This is a genomic window from Bacillus sp. 22-7, from assembly GCF_010628845.1.
In the GTDB taxonomy this organism is placed as follows: Bacteria; Bacillota; Bacilli; order Bacillales; family Cytobacillaceae; genus Cytobacillus; species Cytobacillus firmus_B.
On the sequence record NZ_NJQY01000012.1, the window covers coordinates 21,159 to 38,981 of the forward strand.

Consider the following 17,823-nt stretch of genomic DNA (forward strand, 5'->3'; position numbering starts at 1 on the left):
GAGAGAGAAAAGGGGCGTCAAAAAATCGATCGAAAAAAAGGGGGATGTTCTTGGATACACAGTTTTTGGTCTCATTATCTATCATTTTAGCTACATTTGCTTTGTATATTGGCATAGCCATTTACAATAAGGCAAAAGAAACTTCTGAGTTCTATGTTGCCGGCCGCGGAGTGCCGCCGATCTTCAATGGAATGGCGATTGGTGCTGACTGGATGAGTGCCGCTTCCTTTATCGGGATGGCGGGAACAATCATGCTTCTGGGCTATGACGGTCTTGCCTATATTATGGGCTGGACGGGCGGATATCTGCTCTTAACCTTCCTGCTGGCACCACAGCTGCGGAAATACGGCCGCTACACGGTTCCTGAATTCATCGGCGACCGCTTTGACAGCCATACTGCACGAGTGATTGCAGCCCTTTGTACAATCATCATCAGCTTCACCTATTCGATTGGCCAGCTTTCCGGTTCCGGAGTAGTTATTGGCCGTCTTTTTGAAATTGATGCAAAGCTTGGAACCATGATCGGTGTCGTTCTGATTGCCTTTTATGCTGCATTCGGAGGCATGAAGGGGATTACTTGGACGCAGGTTGCTCAGTATGTCATTTTAATTATCGCTTACTTAATTCCGGTCATTTTCATGGCACTGCAATTAACAGGGAACCCTATGCCGTGGATTTCCTATGGTGAACTTGTCGGAAAAATGGGTGAACTCGACCGGGAGCTTGGGATCTCTGAATACTTTGCGCCATTCACCAATGGAACGAAGTGGCAGTTCCTTGCCCTTATGTTTACACTCATGGCTGGTACAGCAGGACTTCCGCACGTTATTGTCCGTTTCTATACGGTATCAACGATGAAGGCAGCCCGCTGGTCGGGAGCATGGGCATTGCTGTTCATCGGCTTGCTTTATCTGTCTGCACCAGCATACGCTGCATTCTCCCGTTTCATTTTAATGACACAGGTTGCCGGAAGCAAAATTACGGAGCTGCCAGCCTGGACGAAAACCTGGGTGGATACAGGCAAGCTTCAGGTAGCGGATGGCAATGGCGATGGCATCCTGCAATGGAAGGAACTCATTATCTCGAATGATATCGTGGTTATGGCGACACCTGAAATTGCCAATCTTGGGATGTTTGTCATCGGTCTGGTGGCAGCAGGGGCAATGGCTGCTGCGTTATCAACGGCCGGAGGTTTGATGATTGCGATTTCTTCCGCATTTGCTCACGATATTTTTTACCGGGTGCTAAAACCGAATTCAACTGAAAAAACACGTCTCTCCGTTGCCCGCTGGTCCATTGTCATCGCCACTCTTTTGGCCGGCGTGATCGCGCTTAACCCGCCAGGAGCCATTACGCAAATTGTTGCCTGGGCATTTGCGCTCGCGACAGGGACATTCTTCCCGGCGCTCGTTCTGGGTGTCTGGTGGAAGCGTTCAAACTCACAGGGTGTTATTGCCGGCCTGCTGGTCGGGTTAGGTGTTACTTTGGCGTACATCTTTGCAGCTAAATATGGCGGATTTACAATCCTGGGAATCATTGATACAGGTGCCGGCGTGTTTGGTGCTACAGCTGCATTTGCAGCTAATATCATTGTTTCTCTAATGACAGCTGCTCCTTCGCAAAAAATTCAGGAGGAAGTTATGGATCTTCGCTATCCGGAGCAAATGGTATATAAAGATGGTGAAGTATGGATGAACGATGATGGATCAAAATCTGTATAACCTGTACAATTTGGAGGCTGTGCGGTTTCACCCCTTTTTTCATGGGGTGGAATCTGACACGGCCCTTTCACTTCTAGCCATGTGTGAAGTACGCCACTACAAAAAGAATGATATGATCCTGAAAAAAAATAAACCGCGTGAAGGCCTTCTGCTCCTTTTAGAAGGTCTTTCAGAGGTATTAGTGAAAAACGATCACAGCGGGAGGGAGGAAGTGCTCGAGGTGGTCCAAACAGGAGAGCTGATTGGATTCTCCAGCCTCGCTGATTTCCTGGGTGTTTCCAAACAGACCCCGGGAGAGCTGGTTGAAGTCAAGGCTTCCAGTGAGGTAAGAGCCATATTCATTCCGTTTGAAGTGGTGAGAAAAAGATGGGATGATCCCGCAGTTCATGATTACCTGCTGACTCAGGTAGCCGTCAGATTGAAGGATGTATACACATCACTTGCAGAACAGGTCAAGCTTGCGACAGATTATGGGGAAAACGATGCATTCATGATCCGGGTTCAGGATGTCATGAGCAGTGAGGCAGCCGCAGTCAGCACTGCTGCAACCATTCAGGAAGCTGCCCGGCTCATGCTTAACAGAAAGATTAGTTCAGTTCTCGTTATAGAAAAGGACAGCTTAAAAGGAATTATTACGGAAAGCGACATTGTGGAAGGGGTGGCAGCTGAAGGGGCAGATATAACTGCTCCAGCAAGCACCATCATGACAGCGGGTCCAGTCACGATATCACGGTCCGCTTATTATTATGACGCCCTTTCACTGATTCTTTTTAAGGGAATAAAACACCTGCCCGTAATGGAAGATTCAAAGGTCGCAGGGGTTGTGACATTATCAGATTTGCTGAGAAAGAAAAATGAGAATGTGATAAAGACCGTTCAAAAAATTGAAAAAGCCGATCGGGATAGCCTTCCGCAAGTGAAAACCGGCATCTATGAGTTAATTGATTCTTTAATAAAAGATCGTGTTCCTATATTAAAAATGCTTGAGATCGTTACAAAGCTATACGATCGCATGAGCGGCAGAATTGTAGCACTATCTATTTCTGAACTGAGGGAAAAAGGCTTGCAGCAGCCATGCGAATTTTCTTTCTATCATATGGGCTCCAGCGGCCGTGGAGAGCAGTTCATGCTCACAGATCAGGATCATTTCCTGGTTTATGAAAGCCAATCGGAGGAAGCAGGCGATTTTTTTGAAGAGCTTGGGAAAAGGATCACTTCTAACATGGAGAGTGCAGGTTACGCACGGTGCAAAGGTCTAATGATGTGCAGTGAGGAGAAATGGCGGGGATCGCTGGCAGTATGGGAGGAGCGGCTGCGAACCTGGATGCTTCAATCCACTAATGACAATTTATTGTTAGCGCAAAACTTTTTCTCCTATCGGTTCATTGCGGGGAGTGAAGGGCTCAATGCAAAATTTGAAGCAATGGTTCAGGAGCAGATGAAAAGGTCCAGAATTTTTTTGTACCGGCTGGCACACCTTGAAAGGGAACATCCTATTCCCACGTTGGATCAGCCGCTCAGGTCCCTATTTAAGCTGCAGCGCAAAAGCATGGATATGAAAAAAGAAGTTTTATTTCCCTATCACCATAGTCTGCAGATACTGTCCCTAATGCATGGGAAACTATCAGGCACACCGCTTGAAAAAATAGATTTTCTGCAGGAAAGGCAGGTATTCTCAAAGGAGTTTGCACACGATTTGAGAGGGTCTGTAAGCACTATACTTACGTTGTATGTCACCCAGCGCTGGCAGCAGGAACAAAACGGTGCCGCCCCATCTTCCGTTGTCTCATTTTCCAGAATGTTTACTCGTGAAAAAGAAGAATTGATTCTAAGCTTAAAGACCTTAAAGGAGCTGCAGAGCCAGGCAGTTGCAAGATTTTCATTATAGCTTTAAAAGGAGGCTGGTATGTTTTTTCTCAGAAAAAATGTGTCATGTTCGTTAAGGTATGAAACTATTCCGTTATCCACTCCCCTGGAAGACCTGAATTTTATTGTCTTTGATACGGAAACAACAGGATTTCAGGTTTCTGCGGCAGACCGGATCATTGAAATTGGCGCCGTCCCGGTAAAAGGATTTCAAGTGCAGGAAAAGGACCTTTTTCAGACATATGTTAACCCAAAACGACAAATTTCTCGGGAAATAAAAGAATTAACCTCTATTTCCGATGAGCTGGTAAAGGATGCCCCGCAGGCCTTGGAAGCTATTCAGAGCTTTTTTGAGTATGTCGAATCAAGGGAGGCGGTATGCCTGATTGGGCATTATGTAAGCTTCGATGCCTTGGCTGTTAAAAGTGAATGTAAACGTGAAAAGCTTTCGTTAAAAAATTTCCTGACCATTGATACGCTGGATCTGATTGGCTTTATCGCTCCGTCCTGCGATATGCGCGACCTTGAGAGGTATGCCATGGCATTCGGCACCCGCATTTATGACCGGCATCGTGCCGCCGGGGATGCTTTGACGACCGCTTATCTATTTGTTGAGCTGCTTTATCAATTTCAGCAGAGGGGCCATAAAACCTGGGGGGAGTTGATTAAAGCAACTGACAGTCAAATGAGGTCACTGCATTATTAAGCGTCAGACATATGTGGTTGGAATGTTGATGAGCGGGTGGTTGATGTGGGTAACGAGGAAAAGCCGGCTGAATCCGGCTTTCCATCCCTTTATTGAATATTGATCAGAGCATCGTCCTTGTAAACCACAAGGATTTCTTTTCCTGACATTTTCTGATAAGACGTTGCTGTCCCATACGGTACCTTTAATGTGAAATAATCATCCCCGTTTTTAAATTCCACCGTAAAATTGTCTGCAGCACCGGTGATGACTGCCTTTGTTCTGGAAATATCCCCTTTAATGGTCAATTTTTGATTGATGAGGACCATATCCCTTTTTAATTTGTTCAATGTTTTCAGTTCATTGACACTCATACGGTAGCGCTTTGCGATTCCCCAAAGTGTATCGCCAGGCACCACGGTATAAACGGCTGTCTCAAAGGAATCTTCTGTATGTCGTTCAATCCGAACCTCCAATTTTTGGCCGGGCTGGATCTTGTCAGACTTAAGGTTGTTAACCGCTTTCAATTCTTTAACAGTCATATCATGTTCTCTGGTGATTTTGTATAAGGTATCTCCCTGCTTCACTTTATAGAATCCTGTCAAAGCTTGGGCTTCTTTTGCTGAAGCGCTAAAACCGGCTGACGCAATTACTGCCGCAAAAACAGTGCTGGCTGCCGTCATTCCTCTAGCTTTCATCTTCTTTCTTTTATCATTTTGAATTCTTTCCTTGCGTGTTAGCATTCTATATTCATCCTATCCTTTGGAATATTATGGTTTCATAACCAATTAAATGAATTGTTTTCCGAAAAAAATAGTACGGGATAACGATCCGCTTCACAATAGGGAGGAGTTCCTGGCTCTTTTCCCTTGTTTCCGAAAATCCATATAGTTCAATGCGCTCGGTAATTCCTAGATATATGCAATTATCTGCTGCAAATGAAATAGTTTGCTGACATCGAAATGAATTAACAGGGAATGAAGAATTTTGTCGAATGTGCGGGGAAAGTCCTGGATCTTATCCATGGAACAATTGAAATTAGGAAAGTTGTCACTGGTCTTTAGACTGCTTATTTTTTAAATACCCCATAGAATTTTTTGAAAACATTTCTTATTTTGACTTCCAGATGTCCTATTTTCAAAAAATTTAAACAAAACCTTGTCCTTATTGCGTTTTTCGTGCATATTCCCTCAACCAAGCTAATAAACTGTTACAAACCTTACAAAGAGAATGTATGAGGTGAGGGATCGTTTTACTAAACTAATGAATATGTTGAGGACATGTTTAATTATCGCAAACTGAAAGCAAGCATTTCAGGCGCATGTACGATTAACTTCAATTAATCAGGAATCCATGCGGAATACAGTTGAAATCCAGACAGAAAGCGAGTCTCATTTCACACTTCTCACATCCAAATTGGGGAGGGCGAGTGGTGTGCACGATTACATCAAAGAGAGAACTATCAAGATTGGAAAGTATATCGTGGAGACGAAAAAAACGGTTCGCGTAATCGCGAAGGAGTTTGGCGTATCCAAAAGTACAGTCCATAAAGACTTGACGGAAAGACTGCCTGAAATCAATCCTGAACTGGCAAACGAAGTAAAGGAAATCCTGGATTATCATAAATCGATCCGCCATCTTCGCGGCGGTGAAGCCACTAAAATGAAGTATAAAAAAGAAGAAATGGAAGAAGAGCCAGTTAAATGAAATGAAACAAATGGCGCCGATAAAGGCGTCAAAGGTTAAAGACTGCCATTTTAAAAAGTGTCACGGCTAATTTTCAAAGCTGTACATGAACCTCAATTGCGGCTCCGGGGGCTAAAAGCTCATAAGCTGTTTCCATAGCCTGAAACCTTGGCTTTGCTCTATGGATTTAAGCCCCTTTTCAAGTCGCCTGCATCCTTTTCCCCATTTCGACAAAAACCCGCAAAAAGTCTCACAAATTCTGTCAAAATGTTACTGCTTTCACAAGGAATGTGATAAAATATAAAATTAGGATAGAACTTGGTTCGTAAAGACTAGGACTCCTAAAGAGACGCCAGGCAAAATCATTTCTTTTATTAAAGAACTGATTTTTTTGCGTGGCTTGAACTGCTGTTGCGAATAATGATTTGATCATCTAACTAAAAATTAATAAGCGAAGTTCGCTTTAAGAATGCCTAAATAGAGAGAGCCTTCAAAGGTGCGGACAGAAGCTGGCCATGTTGCAAGGAGGAAAAAAAGAAATGTTTGCTAGGGATATTGGGATTGATTTAGGAACAGCCAACGTGCTAATCCACGTTAAAGGCCGCGGTATTGTGCTGAATGAACCATCGGTAGTGGCAATTGACCGAAATACAAACAAGGTGCTGGCCGTAGGAGAAGAAGCACGCCGCATGGTTGGTCGTACGCCGGGGAACATCGTGGCAATCCGACCGCTAAAAGACGGGGTTATTGCCGACTTTGATGTAACAGAAGCGATGCTGAAGCATTTTATCAACAAATTGAATGTTAAAGGCTTCTTATCAAAGCCGCGCATTCTGATCTGCTGCCCGACAAATGTGACAGGTGTTGAACAGAAAGCGATCAAGGAAGCGGCTGAAAAAAGCGGCGGCAAAAAGATTTACCTCGAAGAAGAGCCAAAGGTTGCAGCTATCGGAGCAGGCATGGACATCTTCCAGCCGAGCGGTAACATGGTTGTCGATATCGGCGGCGGAACAACGGATGTCGCGGTATTATCAATGGGAGACATTGTGACGTCTTCATCCATAAAAATGGCCGGAGATAAGTTTGACAACGAAATTCTTCAATACATCAAAAAAGAGTACAAGCTTTTAATCGGCGAAAGAACAGCTGAAAACATTAAAGTAACGATTGGGACTGTATTCCCTGGCGGCAAAAACGAAGAAATGGAAATCCGCGGCCGCGACATGGTGTCAGGTCTTCCAAGAACCATTACAGTTCGGTCAGAGGAAGTTCAGGGTGCTTTGGCAGAATCCGTTGATGTCATCATCCAGGCTGCTAAAAGCGTGCTGGAACGCACACCGCCTGAATTGTCTGCAGACATCATTGACCGCGGGGTAATTTTAACAGGAGGCGGCGCACTTCTTCACGGAATCGACCAGCTTCTGGCGGAAGAGCTGAAAGTCCCTGTCTTAATTGCCGAAAATCCGATGGATTGCGTAGCTGTCGGAACTGGCATTATGCTTGATAATATTGATAAGCTTCCGAAGAAGAAGCTTGTATAACTTAGGGACCCGCCATTGGCGGGTTTTTCTTTTAGGCTCATCTGAAAGGTTTTATCTGTAAACATTTTTCCATTTCAGCCGATGAAAAAAAGGTACAGCTTTTTTCAAAATCTGACTCCATTCTTCAAATTTTTAATGTTTATTGTCGGAAAGTTTTTTATAATAGAGCTAGAAAAGATTGTTCGGAATAAATAGAGGTGAAAAAGATGTTTAGGGGTTTCTACACGGCTGCTTCCGGAATGCTTGCACAGCAGCGGAGAACGGAAGTACTGACAAATAATATGGCGAATGCTAATACACTCGGCTTTAAAGCAGATCAGACGAGCCTGAGGTCTTTTCCGGAAATGCTTCTCAAGCGCATGGGCCAGCAGACCGTGCCGACTGAAAATGGACTAAACTTTCCTTTTAATAATGAAGTCGGCAGACTGACTACGGGGGTTTATATGCAGGAGACGCTTCCGTCCTTCATGCAGGGAGATATGAAGGAAACTGGCCTCGGTACTGACCTGGCATTGCTGGATCTTAATTTGCCGGTGAATCCGGAAACAGGCTTAAGAGGGACTGTTTTTTATAACGCAGCTGGAAACGACGGCGAACCCCGCTATACGAGGAATGGGAATTTTACCATCGATGCCGGGGGCTATTTAACGACAGCAGGCGGATTATATATTTTAGATGATGCGGGTGAGCGGATTCAGCTCTCCAGTGACCGTTTAACAGTAAGTGAAGATGGTGTGATTACCGGTGAGGCGGGTGAAACAGCCAGACTAGGCATCACTTTTGCCCAAAATCCCGAAAGTCTGAGAAAAGAAGGCGACGGACTTTATGCAGCGACAGAAGAGAGCATCCTCGAAAATGCCTATAATGCACAGAATGTCCAATTCAAGCTTCAGCAGGGTTTTTTGGAGCGTTCCAATGTGGATGCTTCCCGTACAATGACGGATATGATGGCCGCCTATCGCTCTTTTGAAGCAAACCAAAAGGTTCTGCAGGCATATGACCGCAGTATGGAAAAAGCCGCAAATGAAATCGGGCGGATCGGGTAAAGACCTGCGGCAGACCCGCTAAGGGGGATAAACAATGAACAGAACGATGATCACGGCAACAAATACGCTCGCCCAGCTGCAGAAGCAGATGGATATTGTCAGCCATAATGTGGCCAACATTGATACAGCGGCCTTTAAAAGACGGGAAGCCAATTTTACTGATTTGCTTTTTCAGCAGTTCAATAATCAGCGGAATCCGGCTGCCGAGGCAGGAAGACTGACACCGGCAGGCATCAGGCAGGGCGTGGGCGCAAAGATGGCACAGTCCCAAATCGTCATGATGCAGGGTGCGTTAAAGGCAACAGACCGGCCGCTCGACTTTGCTATCACAAAGGAAGGCCAGTATTTCCGTGTGCTGGAGCAGACAGAAGATGGAGCAGAAGTGCGTTTTACCAGAGCAGGCGCTTTTTATTTAACACCGGTTTCAGATAATGAGACCATGCTTGTGACAGCGGACGGACTGCCGGTTCTTGATGAAAATAATAATTCGATTATAATAAATGGACAGGCTAAAAATTTTAAACTAACTGATACAGGGAGCTTTTTGGCAGAAGCATCCAATGGTGCCATCCAGGAATTCAATCTTGGAGTGGTTCTGATCAACAAGCCTCAATTCCTGGAGCAAAAAGGCGATAATCTTCTTGGCCTGCCGGATGGAATAGACGGCGAGGGGATTTTTACAGAGCTGAACGGTGCACTTCGCGGACAGATTGGAATGGCCCAGGGTTCCCTGGAACAGTCCAATGTGGATTTGTCCAAGGAAATGACAGAATTGATCAACCTCCAGCGGGCTTATCAGTTTCAGTCCAGATCCGTCTCCATGGCTGATCAAATGATGGGACTGGTCAATGGAATACGTTAGATAAAAAGGGGAAATAAAATGTCAGTAAACAACAGTAATCAAGAAGCAGTCAAGACGCGTGAACAACTGAAAAATGAACGCAGCAAAGATGAGTCACCGCGTAAAGGGCGGGTTCGCATCCGTCTCATTCCGATCTGGCTTCGGATTATTATTGTCGTGCTTTTAATTTTCCTGAGCGTTACGGCAGGAGCCGCGGTCGGGTATGGTGTCATTGGCGGCGGCGAAGTAAAGGATATTTTTTCAAAGTCCACCTGGATGCATATAGTTGAACTGGTGGAAAAAGAATAGAAAATGAAAAGGAGGGCTCAAAACCCTTCTTTTTTTGTTGGCACTTTGCGTATCATCAATTTTTTAGTAAAATAAATATAAGCTATTAGTATCTGGTACTAAATAATGCATGGGAGCGATACATATGAAATTAAATGTTGAAGAAATCAAAGAAATCATCCCTCACCGATATCCATTCCTGTTCGTGGATTCCATTGAAGAGCTTGAGCCTGGAAAAAGAGCTGTCGGCAAAAAAAATATAAGTGCCAACGAGGAAGTGTTCAATGGGCATTTCCCTAATTACAATGTATTCCCGGGATGCCTGACGCTTGAAGCCTGTGCGCAGACAGGTGCTGTGGCACTGCTGTCACTGGATGAATATAAAGGCAAACTCGCCTTTTTTGCCGGTGTGGAAAAATGCCGCTGGAAACGCCAGGTGCGGCCCGGCGATACACTCATCATGGAAGTCGAATTGCTCTCCGTCCGCAGAGGAATAGGAAAAGGCAAAGCCCGTGCGACCGTTGATGGCGAAGTCGCGATGGAAGCGGAAATTATGTTTGCGATTGAAAGATAAGAGTTGGTAATCCCGTACACAATGTGCGGGATTTTTTCTGTAAAAAAAGATGCAAGTTGTTTCGGTTTTTGGGAAATATAAAGGAAGACCAATGCAGCAGGTCAACAATACATCTTTTGAAAGGAGCTTTAACGATGAATAAAAAGCTTTTAACACTTATCGGAGGAACCGCTCTTTCCGCCATGCTACTGGCAGGCTGTGCTACTGACAACCAGGAGCCGCCGCCGGAAGATGATACAATCACTGAGGATAATAATGGTGATGTAAATGATGGCGATATGACGAATGATCTGAATGAAAACACAGATGGCAACGACATCAACACAGATGACGACGGCGACATGATGGAAGACAACAACGAGCCGGGCGAAGATGCTGTGGAAGATAAGCTTGATATGCAGGATGAGGATAATAAAGATCAGTAATAGTTAAGAAAAACTCCCGTCATGACTGAGCGGGAGTTTCTTTATTTTCCTTTTTAGCAGCAGCCAGGCGCGGCTTGCTTTGCATCTTATCCTTGAATTCGTCGAGGAGATTGTCGCCGATATAGCCCTTGTCCAAGAGGTCCTGAAGCAGTAATTCGGCGTAATCATTTTTCGTTCTTTTAAGTGATCCCTCAAAAAGGATGCTGATATGGTTTTCCAGTTCGCTGATAGAGGTAATTTTAGTTTGGAATGCGGCTGGATCGTTTTCTTTTTTGGTAATAACAACTTGGATGGTCAGCTCGTCCTTATCATCAGCGCGCTTTTTGAAATACTCAAGATAGGATTTATCAATAAATGCCTCCAGAAGCCAGCTGCTCTTCTCATCTTCTTTATTGATAATCAATCCATCATCCAATTCAATATCAATCAGGCCATTTTCTTCCACCAATTGCAGAGAAACAAGTTTAAATGTTTTCATGGCTTACCTCCATCTCTAAAATAAGTTGTTTATAAAAAATTATAACACAGCCCAAACTGAAAGCGAATTTGACAGTTTGTCGAATTTTCTTTTTATAAATGCTGAAAATCGCATTTTCGAGGCAGTTTTTTGCAGAAAAGGGGCGGAAAATTAAATTTTAACGGTGTTTTTGCCGAAAAAGCACTGAGAAAACACATTTTCGCTTTTTTACATAGTGAAGAAGTTCCCGCTATGATAAGGCTATCAAAGAGAGGAGATGAATACCATGATCAATCAAGTGACCCTGGTCGGAAGGCTGACAAAGGATCCTGAGCTGAAAAGGACACAGGAGGGAATTCCGGTAACAAATGTGACACTGGCAGTTAACCGCCAGTACCGCAACCACAAGGGTGAAATCGATGCAGATTTTGTGCAGTGCACTTTATGGAAGAAAACGGCTGAGAATACATCTCAGTATTGCCGGAAAGGAACCCTGATTGGAGTAACCGGGCGAATCCAGACAAGGCATTATGATAATCAGGAAAAGAAGCGCATTTACGTAACAGAGGTAGTAGCGGAATCCGTCCGTTTTCTTGAACGGAAGAAGACAGAGGACATTTCGGTGACTGTAACCAAGGAGGAGCTTCCGTTTTGAATGAAGTGTCTGACAGAGAAAAGGCAATGGAATATATGCTCGAAAGCCTCATCAAAATGCTCGGAAAATCAAACCACAAAGTCGATGATCTGAACAAACGAGTCCTCCAGCTTGAATCGCTCATCCGTGAAACGGTCATGCAAAACAGCCATACACAAAAGCTTCAAACAGCTAAACGCTTCTCCATCATGAATTGACGGCATCCCCCATCCAGCTGTCCACACATTTTCCTTCCATATAGAGAATCAATCATATCCCCAAAACCTCCCCAAATTGGAACCCGGTACTCGTGTGCCGGGTTATTTTTATGGTGGTGGGTTCATGGCGCCCATATCCATCTGTTGTTCCCAACTTTGAGTCCGAAGTAGTCCAAGGTTCGGACACAGCGGCAGGGGTTTACGCATTTTGAGTCCGAAAAAGGCCGAAGTTCAGACTCAGTGCCAGGAATAACCTAAAATTCCTTCAATGCATGAATGTTGTTCTTAATCATTCTCACAGCGAGGGCTTTTTTCTTTTCGTTAAAGGTGTATATATCCAGGAGGGCTTTTTTCAGGTCCGGATAATGGCTGATGATCTCCCGGATCATTTCCATATCCTTATCATCCGGGTTTTCTTTTAAAACGGACTTGTCCGCCGCTGAGTAGGAGGACGGGCTCTCCAATTCATCAGTCAATAAGGTCTTATTCACTTTATATACTTCTGCCATTTGTACGAGGGTTTGGTAAGTGGGGGTGACCTTGCCTGTTTCGTATTTGCTGATGGTTGAGCGATCCACTTTCAGCATTTCTGCTGCAAAATCCTGAGTCCACTTTCGGTCTGTTCTTAACTTTTTCAGTATTTCAGGTAAAGACATCCTTTTTCACCGCCGTTTGCTTTCTTTCTTTTAACTTAGCGGGAATAAAGTGTAAAAAGGCTGTTTGTGAATGGTGGTCACACTAATAAACGTGATTATTATTCACGGATAATAAATACTGCTGTATAGGTATTAAGTACCAGGGAGGATTTTTACGGAATATGTCGAATATGTTTTTTGAAAATAATAAAAAGGAGGGGATTTAGTGGGTAAAGGAGATAAAACCGGGTACCTGTATTTTCAAACAGAAAATAAAAATCTAAATACTAATCATCAGCCAAGCTTCTTTGATGCGCTTCAGCTCATTAAGCTCCAGAATAATAAATCCTATCAAAGAATTCCTCTTAGAAGCCATACTTCACTTATGTTCAACGATACGGAACGAACTATTCACTACAAGTTTAACTTCTTATTAAGTCAGGTGGCAATTAACGCCGGGGACAAGAAACCTACATACCAGCTGCTATCCTGTTTCATTATAAAGGAAGGAAGCAAAGTCACTTTCCTGACGCAAATGCCCAATAAGCCGGAATATGCGAAAATAGAAGAACAGCCTTCAAGCCTTTATGCATATCAAGGACTTGAAGACTGAACCATTTTTATGTCAGGTGAACCAGATCCCGCAGCTCATCTGTTGAAAGCTCGGTAATCCAGTTCTCGCTCGTAATGATCTGGTCATTAAGGGATTGCTTTTTTTCAAGCATAGCATCTATTTTTTCCTCGAGTGTACCGGTGGCAATCATTTTATGCACATGAACAAAGCGATTTTGCCCAATCCGGTAGGCGCGGTCAGTCGCCTGATTTTCCACAGCAGGATTCCACCAGCGGTCATAATGGATAACATGGTTTGCTGCCGTCAGATTCAAACCGGTTCCGCCGGCTTTAAGAGACAGCAGGAATACCGGGAACTCATGATTCTGAAAACGGCTGATCATAGAATCCCGCTCCTGCTTTGGCACGCTTCCGTTTAAAAACGGCACGTCGAATCCGAATTGTTTTTTCAGCAGGCGGGCGATTATATTCCCCATTTCGATATATTGGGTAAAAATCAGGCAGCTTTCGCCCTGTTCATGAACAGCACCGACGAGTTCGCTTAATTTCTCAAGCTTTACAGAACGCTCAAGGACATGCTTAGGCTTCTCTTCTTTTAAATAAAGGGCCGGATGGTTGCACAGCTGCTTTAAGCGGCTTAATAACTGCAGAATCAGGCCTTTGCGCTCAAACCCGGAAAGCTTTTCGATCTGTGCGAATGTATCCTGGACAAGCTGCTCATATAGGGAAGCCTGTTCAGCAGTCAGCGGACAATACTCCTTCTGCTCAAGCTTATCAGGCAGGTTCAGGGCCACATCGTCATCCTTCTTCGTGCGGCGGAGCAGGAAGGGGCGAATATAGGCCTGCAGCTGCTTAACTTTATTTTTGTCGTCATCCTTCTCAATCGGCAGAACATAGCGCTTTTGGAACTGACCGAGACTGCCAAGATAGCCGTGGTTCGTGAAGTCAAAAATGGACCAGAGTTCGGTCAAACGGTTTTCCATCGGCGTGCCGGTGAGAGCAATATGATGCTTGCCCTTTAACTTCCTGACAGCCCTCGATTGTTTTGTCTGGGCATTTTTAATATTTTGGGCTTCATCAATCGAAATGGAGCTCCACTGGATTGCTTCAAAATCCTCCAGATCCATATGGGTTAGTCCATAGGAGGTCAGCACAATATCAGACTCCATTACTTTTTCAGAAAAGCTTTCTCCCTTCAGGCGGTTGGATCCGTAATGGAGATATACGCTCATGCCGGGGGCAAAGCGCTCGATTTCCTTTTGCCAGTTGCCGAGGACAGATGTAGGGCACACGATGAGAGATGGGCCGCTGTCTTCCTCTTTTTTAACTTTTAAAAGATAGGAGATCAGCTGAATCGTTTTTCCAAGACCCATATCATCTGCCAAAATGGCGCCGAAACCATAGCGGCGCAAAAACAGCAGCCAGCTCATCCCGAGCTTCTGGTAAGGGCGGAGATCACCCTTGAAGCTTGCCGGGACCTCTTCAAGCGGAAGGTTTTTAATATCGCGGAGCTGCTTCACCATCTGTTTCCATTGGCGGTTAAGCTCGATCTGAATCCGGGCAAATGTTTTAGGATTATCCAGATCATCTTCCTGCGGGCTCCCGTCAGCCATAAGCTCCTGCTCAATCAAATCGCGGACATGCAAACCTTCTTTTTCCGCTTTCTTCATTAAATCCTGGATATGGCGGACGAAGTGGGGGTCCAGCTTAATCCAGCGCCCGCGAACGTATACGAGCCGTCTTTTTTCCTCTACCATGCCCCGGAATTCTTCCTCTGTTAAGTCAACGCCATTCATGCTGAAGCGCCAATCATAATCCAGCATGGACTGCAGCCCGACAAACGAGGGGCGATGGCCTCCTGTTCCTTTCACTTTTGCTTTTACCTTGAGGCTTGCGTTCTTCATTGCCTGCCACCAGGATGGAAGCAGAATTTCCACGCCAAGTGCCAGCATGGTTTCGCTAGCCTCTGTCAGAAAAGTCCAGGCTTCATCTTCCGTCAGCATAGTCGAAATCTCGCCAGGCTTACCTTCAAGCCAAGGGAAAAGCTCCAGCCAGCGCTGGATTTCTTTTTCAATTGAGTCCTCATAATCATGCCAGTCATGCGGATAATTCGAATAATCCTTGTAGTCGGCAAATACATCCGGGTTCTTTTTTTCGCGCAGAAAAATCGTCAAATCCCAGCTGGTATCGATATCGCCGGGTTCTTCCAGCTTAAGTCCGATTGAAAAAGGAGCTTCATTTGCTTTGACCCCGATCCATTCCTGCCAGCTTTCTTCATCAAAATAAGCTGCAAGGTCACGCGGTGAGAGATGCTCACTCCGCAAAGCTTCAAGCTTCTCACCGAACTGTGATTTTGCGTCCTGGTTTTGATTCATATAGCCATCAAGGGACAGGTGAAATAAATCCCCGATAAACTCCCTGACTGGAGAGCCCTCTACTGTCTGCTCCCAAAAGCTTGTGCCGAATTCGGTGATCACACTTTCCGGCAGTGCCCAGCGGAATTGATCCTGTTCCCAGGCGGCAAAGTCCGGCATCCATTCCTGGTCCACGATCGAGTCATAAAGAGCAGGAGAGGAGGCCAGCAGAATTTCTGCCGTTTCATCCCAGCTCCAATCAATCAAACGGTTGAATTGCTCTGCCGCAAACAGGGTAACCAGCTGCCATCCGCTTACAGAGATCCCTTTAATACCGTCTGCCTCTGCAGCATCAAGCATGCTTCCGAAAAAGCTTTCCCTGTGATGGTTAAAAAGAAGCGGCTTCCATTCCTTCGGAGAAAGCAGGCGCCCCTCTTCATCAACAGCAAAAATCAGGTAGCGGTCATTGTTTATTGGTTTCACTTTCACATGAAGAAATCTCGTTTTAAGCATCGATTAGCTTACCCCTTTTGCATTCTTCCTGAAAGGCGCGGAGACGTTTCGTTTTTTCAAGCAGCAATTCAAGAAAAAGCTGCCAGTCTTCCTGGCGTTTCAGCTTGTTGTACAGCGTGCGAAGCTTTTTCATTTTCCGGACTGCCTCGCGGTAATGATCTCTGTTTTTCATATTAATATGGCCTGTGATGGACTGATGATAAAGCGGCAGGAGGATGGAGGGCTCCTTTTTGCTGATTTCCCTGATCCGGTCCTTGCCAAGAGAATCAAGATCAAAGCCAATAAATGCCTGCAAGTCCGCCCATTTCATGAATTCACCTTTTTCGAAAAGCAGATATTCATAGTCACTGTAGCTGTACGGCAGCGTCTCCATCAATGCTTTCTCGTATAAATCCATTTTGCTGCTCTCCAGGCAATATGGAGAAATAGCTTTTATGGACATCCGGGTAAAATCCATGCAGACGTAATAGTCATCGGATTCTTTCAGATAATCACGTAATTTATGGATAAATGCTTCTGCATACGGCCCCATTCGGTTCCAGTCCTTATTGGCTGAAAAGTAATCGAGCCAGTAAAGCATGTAAGGTGTCATTAAGACATTTGGCACATTTAAAACACTAAGTGCCTGTTCATCATTTCGTTCAAGAATCTGAAGGTGCACATAGCCAGCCAATATCGGCAGGTTAGGCTCCTCTTCTATGGAGGATTTCAGGTTCTCGATCTCCGCTTCACGCCATTCTTTCTTTTTGAAAAAATGTGTCCATAGCAGCCGGTATAAATGTGTTCGTTCATATTCCATCCCAAAAGAACCGGTGATCAGTCCGGCAGAATCGTCCTTCAGCTTTTCGATAAATTGATCGAACGCGAACGGGAGGGAGTGCACCGACAGTTTATTCATGATCTGGGCGGAATCCTCCATCAGGGACTGATAGAGATGGCGGTAATAGCGGTCAATCAATTCCTCGCCATGGCCGTACTTCCTGCTCAGCGCCATCAGCTTTTTGAATGAAAAAACATAGCCGATCAGAAGGTAAAGAAGCTTCCATTCCTGCTCCACCGGTGCTCCCGCTTTCATGCGGCGCAGATACACATGGAAAAGCTCAGGCAGGACATAAGGACGGGGCTCTCCCTGTTTTTCCATCAGCTCGGTAAAGCTTTCGTCGAATGAAGCAGCCCAGAGATCATAATCCGCCTTCATCTGGCCGGACGATTTTAAAAGATCCTTCGCTTTTTGAAGTCCCCAATTCTTGGCGGTCTGCTTTTCCTTAATCGGCTTCCGCCACTCTTCAATCCACGTGGACACACTCCTGGCCTTGGAAAGAAGCTGCAGAAAGACCGCGGTCTGATGGCGGCAAAAACCTTCGGCCGGACAGGAACACTCACTTAAATGAATGTACTCAAGATCCAGTTCTACCTTTGCGGGAGTCACATCCTGTACGGTCGCCAACACCTTATCACCTTCAAAGCGAAGCTGATACACAAGCCCCTGCCGAAAAAGCATCAGCCCCTTCTGCACCAGGCGCGCATCCTCCTCATTCTCAGCCCGCAGCAGCCCCTTCAGCTCATTCGCTGCAAACTCCAAAGGCTCCAAAAACCGCTCCGGAATCATATTCATACCTCCTAATTGGTAACAGGCACCACCGAATTTTGTCGAATCTATTTAGAACAAGGCTCCCGTAAAACGGGTTAGTCGACCCTGTAAAGTACATTCCTTTATTATAACATTTAGGACAGCTGGAATGAAGGTGCGCACTGTTTCAAAAAAA

Annotated in this window: 18 protein-coding genes; 13 read left to right on the top strand and 5 right to left on the bottom strand. The window is 45.1% G+C overall.

Features of this window, described 5'->3' with window-relative positions; translation table 11 throughout:
* The first annotated feature begins 50 nt into the window (after positions 1–50).
* The 3 genes from CE058_RS10200 to CE058_RS10210 are packed head-to-tail and all read left to right on the top strand — an operon-like array spanning position 51 to position 4,293.
* Complete coding sequence (locus CE058_RS10200; RefSeq protein WP_095243263.1) at positions 51–1,721, top strand: sodium:solute symporter family protein; 1,671 nt, start codon at positions 51–53, stop codon at positions 1,719–1,721.
* Entirely contained in the window at positions 1,702–3,609 is a 1,908-nt protein-coding gene (locus tag CE058_RS10205; RefSeq protein WP_163142348.1) for a DUF294 nucleotidyltransferase-like domain-containing protein, read from the top strand. The genes CE058_RS10200 and CE058_RS10205 overlap by 20 nt, the downstream gene beginning before the upstream one ends.
* 18 nt (positions 3,610–3,627) lie before the next feature.
* Complete coding sequence (locus CE058_RS10210; RefSeq protein ID WP_163142351.1) at positions 3,628–4,293, top strand: 3'-5' exonuclease; 666 nt, start codon at positions 3,628–3,630, stop codon at positions 4,291–4,293.
* A gap of 89 nt (positions 4,294–4,382) precedes the next feature.
* Here the strand turns inward: CE058_RS10210 and CE058_RS10215 are convergent, their stop codons facing one another.
* Positions 4,383–5,015 carry a LysM peptidoglycan-binding domain-containing protein gene (locus CE058_RS10215; RefSeq protein ID WP_163142354.1) on the bottom strand — a complete coding sequence of 211 codons (633 nt, stop codon included), beginning with the start codon at positions 5,013–5,015 and terminating at the stop codon, positions 4,383–4,385.
* Between the two features lie 691 nt (positions 5,016–5,706).
* On the opposite strand from CE058_RS10215, the gene spoIIID reads away from it, so the two are divergent.
* The 7 genes from spoIIID to CE058_RS10250 all read left to right on the top strand — a co-directional run bounded on the left by spoIIID (position 5,707) and on the right by CE058_RS10250 (position 10,673).
* Positions 5,707–5,979, top strand: coding sequence for a sporulation transcriptional regulator SpoIIID (gene spoIIID / locus CE058_RS10220; RefSeq protein ID WP_009332173.1), 273 nt, complete (start codon positions 5,707–5,709; stop codon positions 5,977–5,979).
* A 518-nt stretch (positions 5,980–6,497) separates the two neighbouring features.
* Positions 6,498–7,499, top strand: coding sequence for a rod shape-determining protein (gene mreB / locus CE058_RS10225; RefSeq protein ID WP_048007967.1), 1,002 nt, complete (start codon positions 6,498–6,500; stop codon positions 7,497–7,499).
* Positions 7,500–7,705: 206 nt separating this feature from the next.
* Positions 7,706–8,545: a flagellar hook-basal body protein gene (locus CE058_RS10230; protein WP_163142357.1), complete on the top strand. Its 840-nt coding sequence runs from the start codon at positions 7,706–7,708 to the stop codon at positions 8,543–8,545.
* Between the two features lie 34 nt (positions 8,546–8,579).
* Entirely contained in the window at positions 8,580–9,407 is an 828-nt protein-coding gene (locus CE058_RS10235; RefSeq protein WP_163142360.1) for a flagellar hook-basal body protein, read from the top strand.
* A gap of 18 nt (positions 9,408–9,425) precedes the next feature.
* Positions 9,426–9,695: a DNA-directed RNA polymerase subunit beta gene (locus tag CE058_RS10240; protein WP_159346421.1), complete on the top strand. Its 270-nt coding sequence runs from the start codon at positions 9,426–9,428 to the stop codon at positions 9,693–9,695.
* A gap of 124 nt (positions 9,696–9,819) precedes the next feature.
* Positions 9,820–10,248 (top strand): 3-hydroxyacyl-ACP dehydratase FabZ, encoded by a 429-nt coding sequence (gene fabZ, locus CE058_RS10245; RefSeq protein WP_048007971.1) that lies wholly within the window; start codon positions 9,820–9,822, stop codon positions 10,246–10,248.
* 134 nt (positions 10,249–10,382) lie between these two features.
* Positions 10,383–10,673: a midas domain-containing protein gene (locus CE058_RS10250; RefSeq protein WP_163142363.1), complete on the top strand. Its 291-nt coding sequence runs from the start codon at positions 10,383–10,385 to the stop codon at positions 10,671–10,673.
* Positions 10,674–10,692: 19 nt separating this feature from the next.
* On the opposite strand, the gene CE058_RS10255 is transcribed toward CE058_RS10250, so the two are convergent.
* A complete protein-coding gene (locus CE058_RS10255) occupies positions 10,693–11,151 on the bottom strand; it encodes a YwpF-like family protein (protein WP_048007973.1) in 459 nt (152 codons plus the stop codon).
* 265 nt (positions 11,152–11,416) lie between these two features.
* On the opposite strand from CE058_RS10255, the gene ssb reads away from it, so the two are divergent.
* On the top strand, positions 11,417–11,785 hold the full coding sequence (ssb, locus tag CE058_RS10260; RefSeq protein WP_048007974.1) for a single-stranded DNA-binding protein: 369 nt from the start codon (positions 11,417–11,419) through the stop codon (positions 11,783–11,785).
* A 5-nt stretch (positions 11,786–11,790) separates the two neighbouring features.
* Entirely contained in the window at positions 11,791–11,982 is a 192-nt protein-coding gene (locus tag CE058_RS10265) for a hypothetical protein (protein ID WP_258751606.1), read from the top strand.
* Between the two features lie 254 nt (positions 11,983–12,236).
* On the opposite strand, the gene CE058_RS10270 is transcribed toward CE058_RS10265, so the two are convergent.
* Entirely contained in the window at positions 12,237–12,638 is a 402-nt protein-coding gene (locus tag CE058_RS10270; protein ID WP_163142370.1) for a helix-turn-helix domain-containing protein, read from the bottom strand.
* A 205-nt stretch (positions 12,639–12,843) separates the two neighbouring features.
* Between CE058_RS10270 and CE058_RS10275 the strand changes: the two genes are divergently transcribed.
* Positions 12,844–13,230: a hypothetical protein gene (locus CE058_RS10275; RefSeq protein ID WP_163142372.1), complete on the top strand. Its 387-nt coding sequence runs from the start codon at positions 12,844–12,846 to the stop codon at positions 13,228–13,230.
* A 7-nt stretch (positions 13,231–13,237) separates the two neighbouring features.
* On the opposite strand, the gene CE058_RS10280 is transcribed toward CE058_RS10275, so the two are convergent.
* Together CE058_RS10280 and CE058_RS10285 are read right to left on the bottom strand one after the other, a co-directional pair.
* Entirely contained in the window at positions 13,238–16,057 is a 2,820-nt protein-coding gene (locus CE058_RS10280) for a DEAD/DEAH box helicase (RefSeq protein ID WP_163142375.1), read from the bottom strand.
* Positions 16,050–17,666, bottom strand: coding sequence for an SWIM zinc finger family protein (locus tag CE058_RS10285; protein ID WP_163142378.1), 1,617 nt, complete (start codon positions 17,664–17,666; stop codon positions 16,050–16,052). The genes CE058_RS10280 and CE058_RS10285 overlap by 8 nt, the downstream gene beginning before the upstream one ends.
* Positions 17,667–17,823: the final 157 nt, after the last annotated feature.